Genomic DNA, 21597 nt, shown 5'->3' with positions numbered 1-21597 from the left:
CTTATAATGCGGCAAGCTACAGCTTTAACGACGAGTAGCCGTCAAGATTTTAACAGAGGGCATTACTGAACCGTGCTTAGAATTTACCCCCATCTCTAGTTCCAAGTCAGGCACTTCTTGCCAGCAATGGGGACAAAACCAATAAATTGATCCATGACGAGCATGACGAAGAACTTTGGCAGAGCAGCACGGGCAAGTATTCATGGCTACCTTTTAAATTTTTATTAAAGTAACTGCTGTGAGATCCAGCAAAAATTAAATCAGTTTCAAAAATGTTATTTCCAAGATAAAAAAAGAAACTAGAGATGGCAATCTGTCCGAAGGATGCTCTCTAGTACTTTCACTGAAATTGACGCGTTGATACATGTATCTTTTAAGACCAAAAATTATTACGAATGGCTCATATTCAACCATTTGTAAACCTTTGAGAGGTTGGCAAGTTTATTCTCAAAGAAATACGACCTTATCTAAAGATTTATTTTGTTTGCTGTCTTGTAATAATCTGAAGTATTCCTTCAAGTTACTCAATTATTTTCAACCTGGGAGCTTTAACGAGGTAGAACAAGGCTTACTGGATGAGTCAAAGTTTAGATTTCACCTTAATAGTTCAACGAGGGCTTTTGCTAAATACTCATATTGAGCAGGGTGATTGTAAATTTGAGCAGAAATGCGAATTTGCCTACCCAGCGGGTGCCCCCAAGGAATAATCGGCACTTCAATTTGGTACTTTTTGAGCAATGCATCATGTAGCGTTTGCCAGTTTCCATCGGGAAGTGGCACTACCGCTAGTGAGCCGAGCAATTCGTTAGGACAGGGCGGAGAAATATCGAGAGCATCGCACAGTGTTTCTCTGGCTGCGATCGCCAAAGCTCGATTAGTTGCCATCATCTCTGCCCAACCACCGGGTAATAACGAATCCATAAATTGAATTGCTGTGGGGACACACAGATAAGCCGTCGGGTCATCGGTTCCCATCCAGTCAAATTCCAGGTGAAAGCGGCTGCGGTTGGGGCGATCGGCATTGGCACCATGGCTGATGGTCAGGGGACGAATGTTGGGCTGGCGATCGCGCCGCACATACAAAAACGCGGCTCCTTTAGGCGAACAGAGCCATTTGTGGCAATTACCAGTGTAATAAGTGGCATTCAACTTGCGCAAATTCAGTGGTAGCATTCCCGGCACATGAGCACCATCAATTAAGGTTTCAATGCCGCGCTGATTGAATTCTTGAATCAGTTCAGCCAAAGGAAACACCAACCCTGTTTGACTGGTAACATGATCGAGCAACGCTAACCGAGTTCGGCTAGAAATCTTACTCACAACGGCTGCCAAAATTTGGCTAGAAGAGGTTAGCGGAAAGGGAATTTCTGCAACGACAATTTTCAACCCTTCCCGCTCAGCAATATAGTCCAGTGCGTTGCGACAGGCGTTGTACTCATGATTGGTCGTTAGTAGTTCTCCCCCCGGCTGAAACTTGAGCGATCGCAGCACCGCATTTACACCTGTTGTTGCGTTGGGCACAAAAACAAGATCAGCTGCATCTGCACCAACAAAAGGCGCTAGAGCTGACCTCGCCTCATCCAATAACGGCTCAATATCCACCCCCAAAAACTGGAGCGGCTGCCGTTCCATCTGCTGGCGATAATGCTGCTGTTTGTCCAGAACCGCAATGGGGCAGGCTCCAAAGGAACCATGATTGAGAAATGCGATCGCCGGATCAAGTGACCAAAAGCGGGCAAAGGACTGCTGGGCGTTAATGACTTGCCGATTCACTGCCATTTCAGCAAAGCTCCTCAATCCAATACAGCGGTTGGGCTAAGCAAGTCATCAACCGACTGCTGACAGCCTATAAACTTATCTAAAACTCCCCAGGCTGGATTCGAACCAGCGACCAATCGATTAACAGTCGATCGCTCTACCACTGAGCTACTGAGGATTACAGCGCGCTTCTTATCCTACCGACAAGTGACTCATTTTGACAAGGCTTTTTAGAAAATAGGGTTTAGGGGAATAGCAAATCGACGAAGGTTGCCAATTTTAGAAAGACAGTTCAGCAATCAAACTCAAACTATCTCTTACAGAGACACTGCCCGTTAGCAAAGCCAGTCCGAAGGACTCACAAAACCTCCCTACTCACAATCCCTGACCATTGGGCTTTCTTTTCGCGGCTGCGGCGATAGGAAAAAAAATGGCTGGGTTCCTGATAGGTGCAGTGGGGCGCGATCGCAATTTGGTCGGGGCTAATGCCTAATTGGGCTAGCTGAAGAGCATTGACTTGGCGCACATCTAGCCTTGCGCGTCCGGGTTCTGGGTCGTCGAAGATTGGAGAGTGGGGCATTTGGCGTAAATCGGCGATCGCGTCTGGTAAATTGCTTAAGTCAAGCGGGGCGATCGTGGCTCCCACCTGTGCCGCCACGTGTTCAGATACTTGATAGACTTCTCCTGAGATTGCGGGACCCATGGCAATCCGTAAGTTTTCCAGGTGACTGCCCTGAGACTGCAACCGAGCGATCGCCTCAGGCACAATTTTTTGTGCTGTTCCACGCCATCCCGCATGGACAGCGGCAACCTGTCCCGTGACTGCATCCGCAATCAACACAGGTGTACAGTCAGCGCTGCACACCCATACCGCCTGATTAGCCTGCTCTGTGACCAATCCATCGGCGGCAGGCGGTTCCAGTGCATTTACGTTGTTCTGGTTGCCTGTCTCAATCTGAGAAGGGATGAGAACAACGTTGCCATGGACCTGCTTCACTCGATACGACGCAGCAGAGGGTTGCAGACCCTGCGTTAGTTCCTCTGGCAAGCGAGGATGACACTGCTGGGTAAAAAAGCCGTGTTTCCAGGACTCTAAAACACTGCAAGTAAGGTAAGGGGAATCATTCCAGGTGCGCCACTGCCAGGTATGCATAATAAATTAATGATGTGCCATCAAGGTTGCGAGTCTATGCTACAGCAGCCTGACATCATCGTTGGCATTGCGACTATTATCGGAGCGAATTTCGAATTCAGTTAAATCCCATTCACATCCCTATAGGGCAAGGGATGCAGGATAGTTGCTCCACAGAGATGGACTAAAGCCAGGTACAATCAATTTGGGCTGTTCGCCGTAAGATTTACTGGAGTGTTTTGATGGCAGCATCGGAACTTTGTACCCTGGAAGATCGACAGTCTGGTGTGAGCGTGTTGTCTCGGAAGCTGAAATAATGACAGATAAAAAAACGGGCAAATCTATCCATCAGCTAGCTGCCAGCCGCTTTTGGCTGATGCAAGGAATAGCATGGATTGGTGGCGTGAGTGCGCTCAGTGGCGGAATGGCGATCGCGCAAACCCCCACAAGCGATCCCTTTTCAGCAGCACCCGCTCCTCAACCCGTCACCGCTCCCGTTGAAACGACTCCCATTGCTCCGGTGACTCCACCAGTGGCTCCTGAATCGTTCCCCAGTGAATTTTCGGCTCCATCTCCAGCGGTTCCTCAATATCAAACCCCGGTTGTTGTCGTGCCCGCTGCCGTTGCACCGTCCAGCCGCTCAACTCAAACCACTGAAACCTATACTGCTCCTAGCGCTATCATTTTTTCGGAGCGATCGTCGGGCTGTCAGGCAACTGTAAGGTCTGGTCAGGTGCCTGATGGGCTTTGTGGGGGAGCCTCTGGGGGCGATCGCGGTTATGCAACTACACAACCCTTCCGTTCAGGACAACTTGCTGTGAATGGGGAAACGACAGCCAGTCAGCTATCTAGTCTTCCTGCCGTTCAAGTCAGCACTCTTGTTGCTACCGTCACCGGGATAAATCCTGGCACTCCTTCGCTTCAAGACTACTATCGCCGCACAATGCGCCCACCTGCCAAATTGGGGAACGGCAACATTCAGCTTTTATTCCCACTGTCTATTCCAGCCGCCATTTCGTCGGTCTTTGGCTGGCGGATGCATCCTATTAGTGGCGATGCTCGGTTTCACAGCGGCACAGATCTGGCTGCACCCATGGGTACGCCCGTTTTGGCAGCCTATGCTGGACAAGTTGTTCTCGCGGATCTGTTGGGTGGTTATGGGCTAGCTGTGGCGCTCGATCATAACAAGGGAACCGCACAAACCCTCTACGCCCATTTGTCAGAAATTTTTGTGAAGTCTGGAGAAGTTGTTAAGCAAGGCGATGTGATTGGTCGCGTCGGTTCCACCGGAAATTCTACCGGACCTCACCTCCACTTTGAGTTTCGCCAATTGACGACAGAAGGCTGGGTAGTACTCGATGCAGGCTCTCAGTTGGAATATGCCCTTGCGCAGTTGGTGCGGTCTTTAGACTTTGCTCAGGCTCCTACCCAATCTGCCAAAGCTAATGCTGGCATTGAAGGCGTTTTGTAAGGAACTTGACCTTGTAATTGATCGATTGCATGGCGATTCGTGAAACGTTAGCAAAGCTTTTCGCGGGTATTTTTATGGGAATCGCACAGCTACAAATACCCATGCTCTGCTAAAAAGGTTGAAGTCATATTTTCTAGCGATCGTGGCACTTGACTATCCCAACCCAGATCCTCAGGAGACGCAGCTCCCAAACGCAGAAATTTTTCGACATACTTCCCCAAAATGTCGCCTTCCAAATTCACCAGGCTACCCGGTACAAGATATTGCAGATTGGTTTCGGCATAGGTGAGGGGAATTACGGCTGCCATAAAGCAACTGCCTTCAGGGTTACAGTCGGCAACGGTCAAGCTAATGCCGTTAACAGCAATACTGCCTTTGGAAAGAATATAGCGAGCAACTTGAGCCGAGGCAGTATTGAATATCATTTCCCAGGAAGTGGCGGTTTGAACCGCAGATTTTAGAGTGCCCGTGCCGTCTACATGCCCCGTGACAAAGTGACCGCCCAGCTTGCTGCCCACTTTTAATGAGGTTTCTAGATTGACGTACTGTGCGCCAGAACCTAACGTGGAGCGATCGCGAGTTTCTGGCGATGCCACGGCAATAAACCCCTGCGACAAAATATCTACGACGGTTAGGCATACGCCATCGACGGCAACACTGTCTCCCAGCGCCAGATCCAACATGATTAATTCGGACGATGGGGGCAAACAGGTGATTCGTAATTTATCTGAGTCGATGGACTGCAAAGTTCCCAATCCTTGAACTAATCCTGTAAACATGGGTGTAGTAGGGTGAGATCGGACTACTAGATGGTTGGTCAATCACGCAAAGTTCGCAGTTCGCAGATTATTACAGAATTTTGCAACTGTAAAATTTAGCGCATGGAGCAATGAGATTTAGCCATCAATCAGGGCATACTAAATGTCATGGAGATATCGCTATTGTATAGCGGGTTCACCTAGCTTGCCGGGTCGCTGATTGCATAGCTGCTGAGAAATCGACGCCTCTAACCAAGCTTGAAATACCATCCTTGGCTAGCAATCTCATAGGGTTCTAGGCAGTTGTCTACTCTTATGATCAAGAATGTACTAGATTAGAGTTCCTTTGATTGCTTCTCCGCTGGTTTAGATTTCGTTTCAGGTGTTCTAGAGGCTAAAACGATGATTGAGATGAAAGTCGCTGGAATTGCGTTGGATGCGGTAACACGCAGTCCAATTGTGCTTTTGAGAGATTTCACCGAACGCCGAGCGCTACCTATCTACATCGGAAACGACCAGGCAAAAGCGATCATCAACGCGATTGAGAATCAGGCACCTCCTCGCCCGCTAACTCATGACCTGTTGGTTAACTTATTAGAAGCATGGGATATGACTCTAGAACGAATTGTGATTCATTCCCTGCAAGACAACACCTTCTATGCATCACTGACGGTGGTTCAGGGAGATGTGAAAAAAGAAATTGATGCCCGTCCGAGTGACGCGATCGCCTTGGCGCTGCGGACTAACTGCACCATTTGGGTGTTAGAAGAAGTCATCGCCGATGCCTCCATTCCCGTTGACCGCGATGCCGACGAAGCCGAGCGGCAGGAGTTTCGCGATTTCATTTCCAGTCTTCGTCCAGAAGATTTCACTCAGCGCGGCAAGTTTAGCAGCGAAGAAGCTCAATAAAATTTGTTCAAAATAAATCACACTAACGTACAAAATTTTCCTGAGCGGTGGGCTTTACCTGAGTTTGGGTAAAGTATGGCGTTCTGAGAATATGGCATCCATGTCTAAGCATTATCGTTGGCAATCTACCGTTGCATGGTTGGTTTTACCCCTAACATCCTTGGGGTCAATATTGACACTTCAAGCATCTGCGATCGCTCAGGTTCAGGGTATCGATTTGCAAGGGCATTGGGCGCAGCAATGCATGACTGCGCTTGCAGGCAAAAAAATTGTTTCTCCCTCTCAAGATGGTTTGTTTCGCCCCAATGCAGTCGTGTCGCGGGCAGAGTATGCAGCACTGGTGCAGCGGGCGTTTCCAGCGATCAATCAAAGCCAAAAGCCGATTGCTTTTCGGGATGTGCGACCCGATAATCCGAATGCTAAAGCGATTCAATATATTCAGCGAAGCGGCTTTTGGCTAGGAGAAGGACGTGATGAGTTTAGACCAGGTGATTGGATATCGCGATCGCAAGCCTTTGGTGGATTAGCAGCAGGATTGCGCTACACCGCAAAGCAACCCGAATCTAAAAATCTGAGAGCCGCCTTTAAAGACGGTAGAACAGTGCCAGACTACACCAGAGCCGCTGTTGCCGCCGCATTAGAAAATCGCTTAATTATCAATCAGCCCGACCCTAAACGGTTCAACCCAAATCAGCCAATTACCCGCGCTGAGCTTGCAGCAGCAGTGTGTCAAGCGATGCCAAGCACCACAGCCCTGGTACCTATGCGGTTTATTGCCACGCGATTCTCCCCAGGAGAGGCTGCGCCAACACCGAAACCACTGCCACCCGTGGCAGTTAAACCGGGAACCGGAGGGGGTATTGTCACGCCTGTTGGATTGCCCGTTGTGGTAGTGCCCGTCATCGGCAATCCTGGCACGAGTCGCCCACCGCTGCCTTCACTGCCACGGCCCAGTTTTCCTACCCAAGAAATTCGTGGAGTCTGGCTGACCAATATTGATAGCCAGGTGTTGTTCAATCCTCAACTGCTTCGCAGCGCTGTTGAAGAACTAGGAACGCTCAAATTCAATACAGTTTATCCAGTTGTGTGGAACTGGGGCTACACGCTCTATCCCAGTCAGGTTATGCGCCAGGTTACAGGAGCGGCGATCGACCCCCGCGAACCCGGACTGCGAGGACGCGATCCATTGGCAGAACTGGTGCAACTAGGGCGACAAAATAAGATCGCCATTATGCCCTGGTTCGAGTTTGGCTTTATGGCTCCTGCCGATTCTGAGCTGGTGAGACGAAACCCTAAATGGTTGACCCAGCGCAAAGATGGCTCCAAGGTGTGGAGAGAAGGCGAATACGATCGCGTTTGGCTTAATCCCTTTAAGCCCGAAGTGCAGCAGTTTATTTTGAATTTAGTAGACGAAATCGTTTCTAAATATGATGTAGATGGCATCCAGTTTGATGATCACATGGGATTGCCCTCTGAGTTTGGCTATGACGACTACACCATAGAGCTTTACAAAAAAGAAAACCCTGGTAAAGAGCCGCCTGTGAATGCCAAAGATCCGCAGTGGCTGCGGTGGCGGGCAAACAAAATTACAGAATTTATGGGGCGGGTGTTTGCCCTTGTTAAAGCCCGCAAACCCTACGCCACTGTTTCTTTATCACCCAATTCGCAAATCTTTTCCTACGAAAATTATCTGCAAGATTGGTCAACCTGGCGGCGATTGGGCTATGTAGAAGAAATCTTGCTGCAAGCCTATCGCACCGATCCGACTGGGTTCATCTCGGAGCTTGCGCAAGCCGAAGTGCAAGAGGCGAAGAAGCACGTTCCTGTTGCAATCGGAGTACTCACGGGACTGAAGAATAAGCCCATGCCAATGAGTATTATTGAGCAGAAAATTCAAATTGCCCGCGATCGCGGCTTTTCCGGCATGTCCTTTTTCTTCTATGAGACGATGTGGAACCTGAGCAACGAACCTTCCCAGGAGCGTAAGTCCTCCTTTCAAATGCTGTTTGCTCCGACGGTTACTCGCCCTAATCTTGTGCGCGGTTGGGTTCCTCCAGCCACATTGCCTTAGTTTTTTGTGTGATGTGAAAGCAGATTCAGTGGAACTGAAAAATGAAAAAGCAGACAGTCTGTAAAAGGCTGTCTGCTTTTTTCACACCGTCACTCTTACAACTACACAGCCGCGAGTTCAGGGCGCTTGCTGTGACGGATGCTCTCGATCGCCGCTGCATAATCTGGCGCATTGAATACCGCAGACCCAGCCACGATCGCATTTGCCCCCGCTTCAATTACCTGCCAAGCATTGTTACCCTTCAAACCGCCATCCACTTGAATCCAAGGATCAAGACCCCGCTCATCGCACATTTGGCGTAGCTTGCGGATTTTGGGCAGCGATGAGGGAATGAAGCTCTGACCGCCAAATCCAGGGTTCACACTCATGATTAAGATGATGTCGCACAGGTCCAATACTGGCTCCAGCAGTTCCAAGGGGCTACCCGGATTGAGTACAGCACCCGCCTTTTTGCCTAATTCTTTAACTAGTCCCAATGCCCGATGGATATGAATTGTAGAACTTGATTCTGCATGTACCGAGATATGATCGGCTCCGGCTTTCGCAAAATCTGCCACATAGCGCTCTGGTTCTACAATCATCAAATGCACATCCAACGGCTTTTGGGTGGTTGGGCGAATGGCATCCACAATTAATGGACCAATGGTGATATTCGGCACAAATCGACCATCCATCACATCCACATGAATCCAATCTGCACCCGCCGCATCTACGGCACGAATTTCATCTCCTAACCGACTAAAATCTGCCGACAGAATGGAAGGGGCGATCGCGATCGCTTTCTGGGATGTGGTCGGGGTCATGGTGGTCTCTATCTCCTGCGTCCTGGAATGTAGTTATTTTAACAATTTGAAAACTTCTGACAAGCTGCTTATCAAGCCTTTACAAAGGATTGTGCCACGATCCTGCTCTTACAAACTGATGGGTTGAGAGTAAAGCGGATTGATTTTGACACTTTCTACCTTTTCGAGTATCAGCAATTCTTGACACAGTTCCAATAGCGCGACTGAAATAAGCTGAGAAGCCTAGAAGCAATTTCAGGGTGACTAAAAAAAGCGGATACTAAATGAAGCCATCTTTGGCGTGAATGGCGGAGGTGAAATCGTGGCAGTCGATCAAGTTCATCGGTGTTTGAATCAAATTGGAGCGATACTCCTGGGTGCGGGCATTGGTTGGGCAAGTGTTTTGGTGGTGCCTGGACAGGCAAAAAATCCAACTAAGCCAATTCGCTCTACTTCGATTGGAGAAACTGGCATCGATGCCTTGCGTTTACAATTGCCGCCCTACAATCTCACCGGTAAAAAAATTGCGATCGGGCAAGTAGAAATCGGTCGCCCAGGGCAGTTTGGCATCGATAAAGCAGTTGCCCAAAACCGCTCTATGGCGTTAACGCAAGTGTTTTACCGCAACACGCGCGCCCGCACCAATACGAATGTGGATAGCCATGCTCAAAATGTTGCCAGCATTATGATCAGTGCTGCCAAAATGGCGCGAGGCGTAGCACCCGGTGCGAGGCTTTATTCCTCTGCCTCTGGCACTCCTCGCCGCTATGGGCAGCCAGAAGAATGTTTGTCAGCTCAATATGTGGCACTGCAAAATGGTGGCGACATTCGGGCAATTAACTTTAGCTTTGGCGAATCTTTACGCTTCGATCCGCGTGCCAAACCTCAGCTAGATGGAAATGCGTTGTTAACTCAGTGCATTGACTGGTCAGCGCGGGTTCACAATGCGCTGTACGTCATCGCCGGTAATCAGGGCAAGGGCGGAATTTCGGTGCCAACAGATAATTTTAACGGGATCAATGTTGCTTTTACCGCGCGGGTGCAGGAGTTATTTGCCAGGGTGGATTTTGCCAATTTGGGGGACCCAACCAGTCGCGCAACCCAAGGATTGGAAAGCAATGTGGGACCCCGACGGGCGATCGCGTTGGCAGCTCCGGGGCACGACGTTTCCTTGGTCAACCCAAATGGCAGCGTTACCACCTCTAGCGGCACTAGTTTTGCGGCACCCCATGTCACTGGCACGATCGCGCTGCTGCAAGAATATGGTGACTCTGCTATTCGACGAAGCCTGCGTGATCGCTCACTCTCCTGGACGTTGGATGCCCGTCGCTCTGAAGTAATGAAAGCCGTGTTGTTGAATGCTGCTGACAAACTCAAAGATGCAGGAGATGGACTGTTGCTCGGCATGAGCCGGACGATCGCAGATAAAAATAACCGTACCTGGCTACAGTCCGATGCCTACCGCGACCCTCAAATTCCGCTTCATGCTCACATGGGCACCGGACAGCTCAATGCCTTTCGCGCTTATCAACAGTTCAGCGCTGGACAATGGACTCCGGGAACGACCATTCCCGCAATTGGCTGGGACTATCGCACCGTTAGCAGCGCTGCAACACCCACTCTTTCCCCCTCTTACCAAGACTATATCCTTGAAAAAAGACTGCAAAAGGGTAGCTTTGTTGCAGTGACACTGACCTGGAACCGATTAGTGGAGCTGGTTGATAGAGACCAGAATGAAGAATACACCTTGGGAGAAGAATTTCGCGATCGCGGTTTAAACAACCTCGATCTTTATTTAATGAAAGCGGAAGATACCGATACCAAAAAAGCGATTAGCTCGTCGATCAGCGCCGTCGATAGCATTGAACATATTTTTGACAAAATTCCAGCAACAGGACGCTATAAAATTCGAGTGCAGTTTAGGCAGCAAACCAATGAACCTGCACAGCCCTATGCTCTGGCATGGTGGACGGTGCCCACTCGCTAAACGAGATCGCTCATTACTTCAATGGAATAAAGGGCAAGTATTTTTTAATGAACCTACGTAATTTTAAGAGCCTAACAGTATTCACCAATTTGTCGGAAAGCTCGGCAGGCGGCTCTATAGAAGCATTGAGTTGATTTTGCAGTTCGGCATAAGCAGCAGGTGTCATCGGTTGACCATCAATCGGCGATCGCGCATCCAAAATAATCTCCGTCCGCAGCACTTCCTCTGGTGTATCCCCCGCAGGCGGCAGTGCTAAAGCGATACCAGCCCATGACTCCACGAATAACAACACACTAAACGCGATCACGCCTTTAACTCTCTTTCTTCCCATTGGTTCACCTCCCACAAGAGATATTGCCTTATCTCTCATTTGCTTGACGATCGCCACTGCTAAAAGCCCATTGCGCTCGCAACCGCTTCAACATCTGGCTCAATGCATTGTCTCAACGGGTTGTTACTGTGAGTAATCGCAGCATCTGGATCTTTCAATCCGTTGCCCGTCAGCACACAAACTACAGTGGCTCCCGTCGGCACCTGATCTTTCACCTTCAGTAACCCTGCAACGGAGGCAGCGCTGGCAGGCTCACAGAAAACACCTTCCTGAGATGCCAACAAGCGGTAGGCTGCAAGAATTTCCTCGTCGGTGACAGCATTGAAAGCACCCTGGCTAGCATCTCGAACGGCGATCGCCTTTTCCCAGTTTGCCGGGTTCCCAATCCGAATCGCTGTCGCTAGCGTGTCTGGATGTTCCACAAGCTGTCCAGAGATCAGCGGTGCGGCTCCGGCAGCTTGAAAGCCCATCATTCGAGGGAGTTGAGTGCAGCGATCGTTTTGGTGATATTGGCAAAAGCCCATCCAGTAAGCCGAAATATTGCCAGCGTTGCCGACCGGAATGCAGAGCCAGTCGGGTGCATCGCCCAGAACGTCCACAATTTCAAAGGCAGCGGTCTTTTGTCCTTCTAATCGATAGGGATTGACCGAGTTAACCAGCGTCACGGGATAGTGTTCAGATATCTCTCGCACAATTTTCAACGCCTGGTCAAAATTCCCCTTAATTGACAGTACTTCAGCCCCGTAAATTAGCGCTTGACCGAGCTTACCCAGTGCCACATAACCATCAGGGATCACGACAAAAGCCCGCATTCCACCCCGTCGAGCATAGGCAGCGGCAGCGGCAGAGGTGTTGCCTGTACTGGCGCAAATCACCGCTTTTGCTCCGGCTTCTTTCGCTTTAGAGATCGCCATGGTCATGCCCCGATCTTTGAAGCTACCCGTGGGATTTAAACCGTCATATTTCACCCACACCTGCACCTGCCTACCAATTTCGGCAGCGATCGCCGGAACAGGAATCAAGGGCGTGTTTCCTTCTCGCAAGGTCACCACTGGGGTTTGCTCAGTTACCGGCAAGTAGGGGCGATACATTTCAATCAGTCCGCGCCATCCCCCAGCTTGAGCAGCAGTGTGAGGTTGGGCAGAAAGATGGGAACCAACAGAAAAACTCAAAGTCACTGAAGTAATGCGGCGATCGCGGTAAAGGAATAACAAACTAATACAGTTTGCAAAACTAATACAGTTTGTTCAGATCTTAGCTTACCTCGATTACATCGCTATTTCAGCCAATTCAAACAATCTGCAATCTGCATTCCTGCTAAAACCTGATTCTGGGTCTGCTATCTATTTGTAAAGTTTGGGTTAAGATGATTGGTGTGGTGTTGGTGAGTACAAATAACTAGAGTAGTTATGATGATGACTGATAAGTCCGTCAATAAAAGTAATTCAGCGCTCGCGGTTCTTGATCGGCCTGTCAGCGATGAACTCGCTAGCGTGGAGCATCAAGTTCGGCTTCTAAAAGTGATGAAAAACTTGTATCAAGTTGATCAGCAAGCAAAGTTTCTCCATCTGCAAGCGGAAACTAATTCTCTTTTAGAGCAACTGCAAGCCTTAAAAGGGCAACGCGACTCATCTATTTAAGTTTCTAGTTTCTAGAAGAAACGCCTGTAGGAGCTGCTCTTGCGTCTGTCCGTGAGGATTAAGGACACCCACAAGAGGTGCCCCGGTAGCCATTAGCGTTAGATTTTGTAAGTGCCGACTGAATAAATCTCTGGGAAGGGGCAGTCAAGTTCTATACTTGGCCATGAACTGATCTGTTCCACTGATAGTTATGCGATCTTTTTGGTCCGATCCTTACCTTTGGATTCATTTGGCTGGCATAGCAGTCTTGCCGCTCTGGCTAGAACTATGCTTTTTAGGGCTGGCAGTGGGAGATCCCATTTTTCCAGTTTGGCTAGAGTTGGCATTGGTCGCGATCGCAGGCATTGCGCCAGTGCTGTGGATGCAGTGGCAACGTCCATTTTATATTTTTAGCCTCCTGGCGATCGCGCTTAAGCCTGAAAACCTAACTCTGCCGCAGCGGCAACTGCTAACCCGGTTTAGATCACCACAAAATCGGTTGTTAGCGGTTGCTGTTGCCATTCTGTTAGCGATTACGTTGCGTCAGCTTTACGTTTTAGCGCCGATTGGCGCAGCAGTAGCACCCTTTTCAATAGAATCGCGTGGTTTGGGGCTGTTATTAGCCGCGATCGCGTTTTTAGGAAGCAATTTGTTTCTTCAGGTGCCTGTTAGCGTTGCCAGCGTCATGCTGACCAGTGACTCTGCTTTTGCCAGTACTGAACCGTATCCGTTAGACCAAATTTCTCAGTACTTCACCCGCTTGGGGCTACCTGTCAGCCAGCTTTTGCCTGAAGTTGTCTCTTTAAAGGATTCAGCGATCGCTTCGCCTGTAATATCCAGTCCTGTTACCCAGGATCAGGCACCCCGTTTAGACAAGCTATCTTCAGACGATGATTCCTTAGATATTTGGGGTGATCTCTCTGAAACGGAACTTCCTAAAAAGACTACTCTCGAATTTGGTAACTCTGAATCGGAACAAACTTCCTTGGCAGATCTAACTGATCTTACTGAAGTCGATCTTCCCAAAACCAGTCCTCTCGAATCTATTAGCTCTGAAACTGAGGCGATCAACCCTCCTGAAATTGACACAGTTGAGGTGAATGGTATTTCACTTCAACAACCCATTGATGAAATTGAAGCGATCGCGGCGATCTCCGATCTGCTCGGCGAAGTCGATCTGCCAGAAGTCAACCTACCCATAGAATCAGGCGATGAAGTGGAACAAGACTCCTTAGAAGACTCAGCAGCGATCGCTAGAATAGATGAGCAGTCCACAGTCGAACTATCTTCAATAGAGGAATTTGAGACTTCCGAGTCTGAATCGGGTGCTTCTGAGTCAAGTGCTTCTGAGTCTGAGCCTTTGGTCTGAGATTACCTCCAGATGCATTGATATGCTGTGGTCTAGCTGTTGCTTCCATTGAGCCATTGCCGATCTATGACGCTTTACTGTAACCAAAAACACCTCAACGCGGCGGATAGTCGATTTTGTCGAATCTGCGGTGAGCCACTGTCTATACAAGCATCCAACCCAATGGCGGGAGAGCTTTTGGGCTGGCGCTACCAAGTATTGCGCGAACTGGGACAGGGTGGATTTGGGCGCACCTATTTAGCTCAAGATTCCAATCGATTTAATGAGCCGTGTGTGTTAAAAGAGTTCGCGCCTCAAGTGGAAGGTGAAGCAGCCTTACAAAAGGCAGAAGAACTGTTTGCGCGGGAAGCAGGAACGCTGTATCAACTTCAGCATCCCCAAATTCCTCGGTTTCGGGAATTGTTTCGCGCTGAGTGGCAAGGGCGCGATCGCATATTTCTAGTGCAGGATTATGTGGAAGGGCAAACCTATCAGGAGCTTTTACAGACTCGCCAGCGACAGGGACAGAGCTTTTCAGAAGCAGAAATCACTGATCTTTTACTTCAGCTTTTGCCCGTGCTGGACTATATTCACACTGCTGGAGTGATTCACCGTGATATCTCTCCCGACAATTTGATTTGTCGCCCAACGGATGGCTTACCCGTTTTGATTGATTACGGCGGTGTTAAACAGGTTGCCGCTAGAGTGGCATCTATCAGTCAGCGCGTGGTGGCTCCAGTGCAATTGCAGCCTGGACCGATTACCCGCTTAGGAAAGGTCGGCTACGCTCCGGCAGAACAGTTAGACCACGGCGAGGTGCATCCTCACAGCGACTTTTATGCCCTGGCTGTCACGAGTCTGGTTTTGCTCACCGGGCAAGAACCCCAGGCATTATTCACATCTAAGGGCGATCGCACCCGATGGCAGCAATCGCTCAAGCTCAGTCCTAATTTGACTAACGTGCTGACAAAAATGCTCGACCCTTATCCCAGTCGGCGCTATCAGTCAGCCCAAGCGGTAATGCAAGCATTGGGCGCGATCGCAGCTCAGCCATTGGGCGGTCACCAAAATCAATCTATTCCTGCCTTCACACCCGATCTAGCAACGAAGGTCGTGTCGCCGGCTCGTGCCCAAACCATCCCCGTCTTGCAGCCTAAGCCCAATACTCCAAAAACCGCCGTCAGAAAATTTGGCTCTGTGTGGCGACCGACAGCGGGGTTGGTGCTGCTCCTCGCCATGGTTGGGGTCGGCTGGTGGGCTGGGGTCAAGTGGTTGGCACCGGCACTGAAATCGAAGCTGCCAGATATTATCCGCTCCACCGGAAATCAAGTAAAACCACCCGTTAAGTCGATCTCCCCCAATCGACAAGAGTCAGATTTTTCTAAATCGGAACAGTCACGAAAACAGCAAATTCAAGACCTCCGAGATCAATTGGGCATCAATAGCCCCTTTTTGGTCAACCTGGTGAATCAGGCCTTTTATGCAAAACATCCTGAATTAAATGGTCAAAAGCTCGGCACGGGAAAAGCAGATGCCGGATTGCGAGCTGAATGGGATGAGTTGGCGCTTCAGTTTTTGAATCAGTTGCAAGGAGTGGGTTCAGAGGCCCGATCGCGCTTAGGGCAATACACCGAGGACACTGTGCGCGATCGCCAAGCAGCCGCAGCACAGTTAAATCTCAGCAGCCGCGCCTTGAATGATTTAACCGATGCCCAGTTTTTTCACTGGTTTCCTACCGTGTCGCGCCAGGAGAATCTGCTCAGTCAACCCATAGGGCAGTTGTGGCAAGCGATCGCAGTGGATAAATTGAATGCGCTGCGATCGGGCGTTGCCTTGGAACGGATCGAGTTTCCAGCAGATAACTTCAGCCATCAAGTCAGCGGCACCCTTAAACCTGGACAAAGCAAGGCATATGTCGCCAGTTTTACCCAAAACCAGGCGCTTCGCTTAAAGCTTCAGGCGGCAGGTTCCACCCGACTTTCGGTTTATCCACCCAGCAGCAAAGCCAGTGCGCTGTTAGAAGACTCTTCTAGTACAGATTGGTCAGGAAAATTACCAGATACCGGGCTATATGAAATTACAGTCGCTTCAGACAGCCAAAATTCAGTGAGCTACACGCTTGACCTATCCGCCGCCGATGAGGTGGATGTCAATCCGGGCGCGGTTTCAGGGAATTGAAACGATTCCTGTAGGGATTCCTGTAGAAAGCTGCGCTAACGTTTTACGCATCCAGGCTTCTCGACACACTTCGTCAACGATTTTTCAGAGGTGCGTGACATTTTAGTACATGCGTCCTACAATCTTTCTATTCATGGCTGAGTGACCATGACCTATTGGCTGATTTATGCACGATCCATTGCCCCCTGGAAGCCTTTTGTTCAACCGCTACTGCATTGCCGGCTTAGCGGGGCAAGGGCAGTTTGGTCTTACCTATCTCGCGCAAGATCAAAAGCGCTTTGAGGAACGATGCATCGTTAAAGAGTTTGCACCGCCTCACCGCAATGTCGATTTACTGGAAATGCAGCGGCAGTCTTTTCACCAATCAGCCGCGGTGCTATACGAGTTGCAGCATTCTCAAATTCCTCGGTTTAACATCCTGTTTGCTCAAGAAAATCGACTTTACTTAGTGCGAGATTATATCGTTGGCAAAAGCTACGGGGCGATGTTGACCGAGCGTCAAGCAGAAGGGCAGGGCTTTTCTCAAGCTGAGGTGATGCATTTGATGCTGCGATCGCTTCCGGTGTTGACCCATCTCCATCGCTATGGGTTGATCCATCAAAATATATCACCCCATAGCCTGATTTCTCGGCATCAAGATCAATTACCTGTTCTGATTGATTTTGGGCTGGTCAAGCAATTGGTTATCCAGTTACAACTCCATCCCCTGCCACCCGATGTCACTATTGGTAATGGGTATGAAGCGCCTGAGCTGCATAACGATGGCAAGCCTTCGTTTAGTGCTGATCTCTATTCATTAGCCGCAACCGCGATCGCTCTCCTCACAGGCAAAGAACCACAAGAGTTATACAACCGCAGAACACGGACTTTAGATTGGGATGCTGAAGTTGATTTGCAGCCCGATTTCGCGCGAATATTGAAGCAGATGCTCCATCCTAAGCCTCAAAAGCGGTTTGGGTCAGCCATCCAGGTTTCTAGAGCATTAGAACCGATCGCCACCGCGATTATCCACTCCAGCCAATCCTTGCAGTCTTCGAGTGTAGGAATTCCCACAGCTAAGCCTCAGATTCAGGTGCCCCTACAATGGGAGTCGGTCTCACCCCCTCAGCCTCCCACACCAGTAAGCAATTTACCCTTTGATAAGGCTGTGTTAGCACCGCCATCGCTCCGCTCTGTTGCCGAGTCGCCTCACTCCCCGCGATTCTACAAAGCAGATCCCTCACGAGAATCGCCAAGGGTCTATCGCAAAAAGCCCAAGGGACAAAAGCGCTGGGGAAAAGACTTACGGGCTTCTGCCCTACTTATAGGGGGTGTAGCGGTGCTGGCGATCGTAGTTTCCTTCCGCGCCCTCAATTGGGTGCAAACACAGCCTTTGCCCACAGCAACTCCCGCCACCAATGCCAGCACTGCTATTTCAAAGAATGCTCCCAATTTAAAAGCCAGTCCAACACAGCCCACTCGTGAAGCCGTTTCTCCTGAGAAAGCTACTGTTGACTCGCTCCAAGAGCGCCAAAAGCAGTTGGGCATAGACTTTCAGTTCGTCAGCGATCTGACAGACGAGGTTTTCTACGCTAAGCGTCCCGATTTAAAGGGGAAACCAACCAGTGGCGGCGCGAGCCAACCTGAACTGCAACATGAATGGGCAAGCATGGGAACTGATCTGCTAGGAAAGCTAGAAACCCTTAGCCCAGAAACACGCGGAAAGCTTGGAACCTATCAGAGATCCAATTACGACAAGTGGCTGGCTCCAGGGAACGGTGCCAGCCTAAATGCGCGGGAGTTGAATGTACTGGTAAATAAACGGTTTGGAGACCTGTTTCCTGAGCAGAAAGGCAAAACCCTGAGTCCTAAAACCTTTGGGCAAGTATGGTATGCGATCGCCCAGGAAGAATTGAAAAAGCTCAAGCCTTAGCCGTTACAAAACCTACACGGTCAAGTATTTGGTTTGCTCAGAACCGCCTAAGTGAGACTCTCACCAACGATTAAAGTGGGCAGATCTTATCATCCCACCTTAACTCGTTGCCCCAGTGCACTTAAGGTTTTTTTGACTGGGCGGCGAGAGTTAGAACGCACCTGCGGCGGCTTGCCCCAGTGCCATAGATTGCTAGGTTCAGCAAGCAAAGGACTATCGCTGAGGTGAATCTCCATCAGCGTTAGACCCACAGCAACCAGCAGTGCAGCAATGCCCAACACAAAAATTCCGAGGGCAACTGAGATGAGCCAGTTCCAATCCAAAATTCCACGCAAAGCCAAAGCAAAACAGCTTAAGGCAGAAAAGAATAAGGCGTAGTAAGCCGTTAAAACACTATAGCGACTGATGCTATAGCGCTGTTGCAAGCGTCGTAACTGCCTTCTTGTTAGGGAATGATATCTGGCAGGATCGAGGTTAGTTTTTAGCCGATCATCTTGATAACTGTCTTCTAGGCGATCGCCAATCCCGGCATGACGCACCGTTAAACCACTCAACACCAGGGCGCAGGTAACACTCATCAATACCGAATTGAGAATTAACTGGATCAGTTGAGTGGTTTGCTCGACGCTCATAGCGTTTCCTATGGATCAGGTGACAAAACAAGTTAGATGGTCGTTATCCTACGCGATCGTGACCAGGAAACAAAGACCTCAGATTAAATAAGACGATTAAAGATACAATACCCTGATTTAGTACTGACGTTCTATTTTACCCTGATTTTCCGCTGAGCTGTAACTACACCTCAATTCACGCTTAAATAGGGGATGCTCTTTTCTAGTGTATTTGTGTGACCGATTCTAAAAAATCCACTCGCTCCTTAGCAGGTATTGCAGGAATTGTTGCAATTGCCACACTAATCAGTAAAGTGGTGGGTTTGTTTCGTCAGCAGGCGATCGCTGCTGCCTTTGGCGCTGGAGTCGTGGCAGGTGCCTATAACTTTGCCTACATTATTCCTGGCTTTCTGCTAATTTTGCTGGGTGGAATTAATGGTCCATTCCACAGCGCAATCGTCAGTGCAGTCTCCAAACGCAAACGAGAAGAAATCGCGCCGATCATCGAGTCTATTACCACCCTTGTCGTCGGGTTGCTGCTCATCGTCACGGTGGGATTGATTATTTTCGCCGATCCACTAATGCACCTCGTGGCACCAGGATTGTTTGCCACTGCCGAACAGGCTGCTGCTAGAGGTGTCACACCCGCAGGCTATCAAAATTTAGTTCAAACCCGCGAACTGGCCATTCAACAGTTCAAAATTATGGCTCCGATGGCAATGCTGGCAGGTTTGATTGGCATTGGCTTTGGCACGCTCAACGCCGCTGATCACTACTGGCTCCCCTCCATTAGCCCCTTGCTGTCCAGCATAACGGTGCTGATTGGGCTGGGTGCACTCACTGGGATGTTGGGCGCACAGATTACCTCACCTCAGTATGCCGTGTTAGGCGCAGCCGTTCTTGCATGGTCAACCGTTGCAGGGGCAATGTTGCAGTGGTTGGTACAGCTTCCAGTGCAGTGGAAAGAGGGACTGGGTGGATTTCGTCCCCGGTTTGATTTTCGCCGACCCGAAGTGCAAGATGTCCTCAAAATTATGGGTCCTGCAACCTTCTCATCTGGGATGCTGCAAATTAATGTTTGGACAGATATGTTCTTTGCATCCTTTTTACCCAATGCAGAAGCAGCAGTTTCCGCGATGGGCTATGCGGGTTTGCTAGCAATGACTCCCCTGGGGATTTTATCCAACATGATTTTGGTGCCACTGCTGCCTGTGTTTTCCCGCTTGGCAGATCCCGACAATTGGGCTGAGCTAAAACAACGGATTCGGCAGGGGTTGATGATGACCGCGATCGCCATGTTGCCCCTCAGCGCATTGATGATAGCGCTGGCATTGCCAATTGTGCGAGTGGTTTATGAACGCTATGCCTTTGACTTGGAAGCCTCTTACCTGACGGCATCGATTTTGATCGCCTATTCTGTCGGCATGTTTGTCTATCTAGGGCGAGATGTTTTAGTGCGGGTTTTCTATGGGTTGGGTGATGGCGATACGCCGTTTCGCATCAGCATGGTGAATATTTTTCTGAATGCAGTTCTAGACTTTTTTCTGATTAAACCGTTTGGCGCACCGGGCTTGATCTTGGCAACAGTTGGAGTCAACGTTGTTTCGCTGGTCGTGATGCTGTGGATTTTGAATCGGCGGCTGCATGGGCTTCCCTTGAGACAATGGATGACCCCGATCGCTGGATTGGCGGCAGCTAGCGTGATCGCGGGCTTTACCACCTGGGGCACTCTTCAAGGTCTAGAATCCATCTGGGGTAACTCTGGTTTATTAATTATCCTTTCCCAGCTCAGTATCGCTGGCGCAGCAGGATTGCTCGTATACGTTGGACTTGCGCTGCAATTGCATCTGCCAGAAGTGGATGAGTTTGGCGATCGCATTCGGCAAAAGCTAGGTCGAAGCAGAGGTCAATAAAAAGCAAAGTCCTTTGCCCATATGTATAGACAGGTTTTGTAATTGATTTACTGCCAAAAACGTTAAATTTTAGCTGTGCCTGCCCATACAACAGGGATAGCATCCCAAACATCTTATCCATTCAATTGATCTACATATTTTGCTTAAACTCTTCTAGCAAATCCATCAAGCTCACTTGGCACTGCATAGGCAGCAAGTCAGCGAGCGGAACTTCTCGCTTACCGCCTCCCAACTTTACTAGAATGCCTTGCAGCAGCTTCAATACCTTATCTTCTGAAAGCTCGTTATTTGCTAGCAATGGATAAAACTGCTCAGCCAGCAAGGTGTGGAGATGAGCGTTGGAAAGATAGAGGTGCCACTTTGCCACATCGATATAAACTTTTTCGCCGATCTCTGCGGCAAGGGCATCGATCGCCTGACTAGAACTAGCTGCCATGAGCGGACTCCTTAAAATGAGGGTTTAACATCAATCACGAGCTGGGACCAAAACCAGTCCCCGATTTTTTGGGTGGAGTTGGGTCGGGATACCGGGCGATCGCAAAGATGAACACGCCATGTGCTAGTAACGCCAGCGCCCATCCAGCCGTAATCCATGGCGTACCCGGCACCCCACCCGGCAAAGACAGCTCAGAGGTTTTTTCGCCAAAAATCCGGAAAAACCAGAGTCCTGAATTGATTGCGCTAAAAGTCGCTACATGGGTAGCAAAATTCATTCGATCGTCTAAACGGCGAAATTCGGGATCTTTGCGATCGGGTTTACGAGACCAACGAGGAGGCATACAGCTTAGTGATAAAAATTAATTCAGTGCCTATTCTA

17 protein-coding genes and 1 tRNA gene are annotated in these 21597 nt (G+C 49.5%); 8 read left to right on the top strand and 10 right to left on the bottom strand.

Features of this window, described 5'->3' with window-relative positions; all coding sequences use genetic code 11:
* Positions 1 to 594: 594 nt before the first annotated feature.
* From JOY44_RS02895 to pgeF, 3 genes are all read right to left on the bottom strand, one after another.
* Positions 595 to 1779, bottom strand: coding sequence for an aminotransferase class V-fold PLP-dependent enzyme (locus tag JOY44_RS02895; protein WP_171572234.1), 1185 nt, complete (start codon positions 1777 to 1779; stop codon positions 595 to 597).
* 85 nt (positions 1780 to 1864) lie between these two features.
* Positions 1865 to 1936: transfer RNA gene (locus tag JOY44_RS02890), tRNA-Asn, on the bottom strand.
* Positions 1937 to 2116: 180 nt separating this feature from the next.
* On the bottom strand, positions 2117 to 2911 hold the full coding sequence (pgeF, locus tag JOY44_RS02885) for a peptidoglycan editing factor PgeF (RefSeq protein ID WP_171572233.1): 795 nt from the start codon (positions 2909 to 2911) through the stop codon (positions 2117 to 2119).
* Positions 2912 to 3206: 295 nt separating this feature from the next.
* On the opposite strand from pgeF, the gene JOY44_RS02880 reads away from it, so the two are divergent.
* On the top strand, positions 3207 to 4361 hold the full coding sequence (locus JOY44_RS02880) for a M23 family metallopeptidase (RefSeq protein WP_171572232.1): 1155 nt from the start codon (positions 3207 to 3209) through the stop codon (positions 4359 to 4361).
* A gap of 89 nt (positions 4362 to 4450) precedes the next feature.
* Here the strand turns inward: JOY44_RS02880 and ribE are convergent, their stop codons facing one another.
* Entirely contained in the window at positions 4451 to 5140 is a 690-nt protein-coding gene (gene ribE / locus JOY44_RS02875) for a riboflavin synthase (protein WP_171572231.1), read from the bottom strand.
* A 381-nt stretch (positions 5141 to 5521) separates the two neighbouring features.
* On the opposite strand from ribE, the gene JOY44_RS02870 reads away from it, so the two are divergent.
* Positions 5522 to 6028 (top strand): bifunctional nuclease family protein, encoded by a 507-nt coding sequence (locus JOY44_RS02870; RefSeq protein ID WP_171572230.1) that lies wholly within the window; start codon positions 5522 to 5524, stop codon positions 6026 to 6028.
* Positions 6029 to 6128: 100 nt separating this feature from the next.
* Positions 6129 to 8099, top strand: a complete 1971-nt coding sequence (locus JOY44_RS02865) for a glycoside hydrolase family 10 protein (protein WP_171572229.1) — start codon at positions 6129 to 6131, stop codon at positions 8097 to 8099.
* Positions 8100 to 8200: 101 nt separating this feature from the next.
* Here JOY44_RS02865 and rpe read toward each other — a convergent pair whose 3' ends face one another.
* Complete coding sequence (rpe, locus tag JOY44_RS02860) at positions 8201 to 8902, bottom strand: ribulose-phosphate 3-epimerase (RefSeq protein WP_171572228.1); 702 nt, start codon at positions 8900 to 8902, stop codon at positions 8201 to 8203.
* A 301-nt stretch (positions 8903 to 9203) separates the two neighbouring features.
* On the opposite strand from rpe, the gene JOY44_RS02855 reads away from it, so the two are divergent.
* Complete coding sequence (locus JOY44_RS02855) at positions 9204 to 10868, top strand: S8 family serine peptidase (RefSeq protein ID WP_197984912.1); 1665 nt, start codon at positions 9204 to 9206, stop codon at positions 10866 to 10868.
* Positions 10869 to 10881: 13 nt separating this feature from the next.
* Here the strand turns inward: JOY44_RS02855 and JOY44_RS02850 are convergent, their stop codons facing one another.
* Positions 10882 to 11199, bottom strand: a complete 318-nt coding sequence (locus JOY44_RS02850; protein ID WP_171572227.1) for a hypothetical protein — start codon at positions 11197 to 11199, stop codon at positions 10882 to 10884.
* 59 nt (positions 11200 to 11258) lie between these two features.
* On the bottom strand, positions 11259 to 12290 hold the full coding sequence (gene thrC / locus JOY44_RS02845; protein WP_197985146.1) for a threonine synthase: 1032 nt from the start codon (positions 12288 to 12290) through the stop codon (positions 11259 to 11261).
* Between the two features lie 739 nt (positions 12291 to 13029).
* Here thrC and JOY44_RS02835 point away from each other — a divergent pair.
* From JOY44_RS02835 to JOY44_RS02825, 3 genes are all read left to right on the top strand, one after another.
* Positions 13030 to 14187, top strand: a complete 1158-nt coding sequence (locus JOY44_RS02835) for a low-complexity tail membrane protein (protein WP_171572226.1) — start codon at positions 13030 to 13032, stop codon at positions 14185 to 14187.
* A 66-nt stretch (positions 14188 to 14253) separates the two neighbouring features.
* Complete coding sequence (locus tag JOY44_RS02830; protein ID WP_197984911.1) at positions 14254 to 16344, top strand: serine/threonine-protein kinase; 2091 nt, start codon at positions 14254 to 14256, stop codon at positions 16342 to 16344.
* Between the two features lie 166 nt (positions 16345 to 16510).
* On the top strand, positions 16511 to 18256 hold the full coding sequence (locus JOY44_RS02825; protein WP_171572225.1) for a serine/threonine protein kinase: 1746 nt from the start codon (positions 16511 to 16513) through the stop codon (positions 18254 to 18256).
* A gap of 89 nt (positions 18257 to 18345) precedes the next feature.
* Here JOY44_RS02825 and JOY44_RS02820 read toward each other — a convergent pair whose 3' ends face one another.
* On the bottom strand, positions 18346 to 18888 hold the full coding sequence (locus JOY44_RS02820; protein WP_171572224.1) for a DUF2721 domain-containing protein: 543 nt from the start codon (positions 18886 to 18888) through the stop codon (positions 18346 to 18348).
* A 215-nt stretch (positions 18889 to 19103) separates the two neighbouring features.
* Here JOY44_RS02820 and murJ point away from each other — a divergent pair, with 215 nt between their 5' ends.
* Entirely contained in the window at positions 19104 to 20780 is a 1677-nt protein-coding gene (murJ, locus tag JOY44_RS02815) for a murein biosynthesis integral membrane protein MurJ (protein WP_171572223.1), read from the top strand.
* A gap of 130 nt (positions 20781 to 20910) precedes the next feature.
* Here murJ and JOY44_RS02810 read toward each other — a convergent pair whose 3' ends face one another.
* Entirely contained in the window at positions 20911 to 21216 is a 306-nt protein-coding gene (locus tag JOY44_RS02810) for a DUF3181 family protein (protein WP_171572222.1), read from the bottom strand.
* A 34-nt stretch (positions 21217 to 21250) separates the two neighbouring features.
* Positions 21251 to 21559 (bottom strand): 2TM domain-containing protein, encoded by a 309-nt coding sequence (locus JOY44_RS02805; protein WP_171572221.1) that lies wholly within the window; start codon positions 21557 to 21559, stop codon positions 21251 to 21253.
* Positions 21560 to 21597: the final 38 nt, after the last annotated feature.

The organism is Leptolyngbya sp. Cla-17 (assembly GCF_016807185.1).
In the GTDB taxonomy this organism is placed as follows: domain Bacteria; phylum Cyanobacteriota; class Cyanobacteriia; order Leptolyngbyales; family Leptolyngbyaceae; genus ULC077BIN1.
Note: the sequence above shows the minus strand (reverse complement) of the source record. Positions and strands in the feature narration are given on the sequence as shown.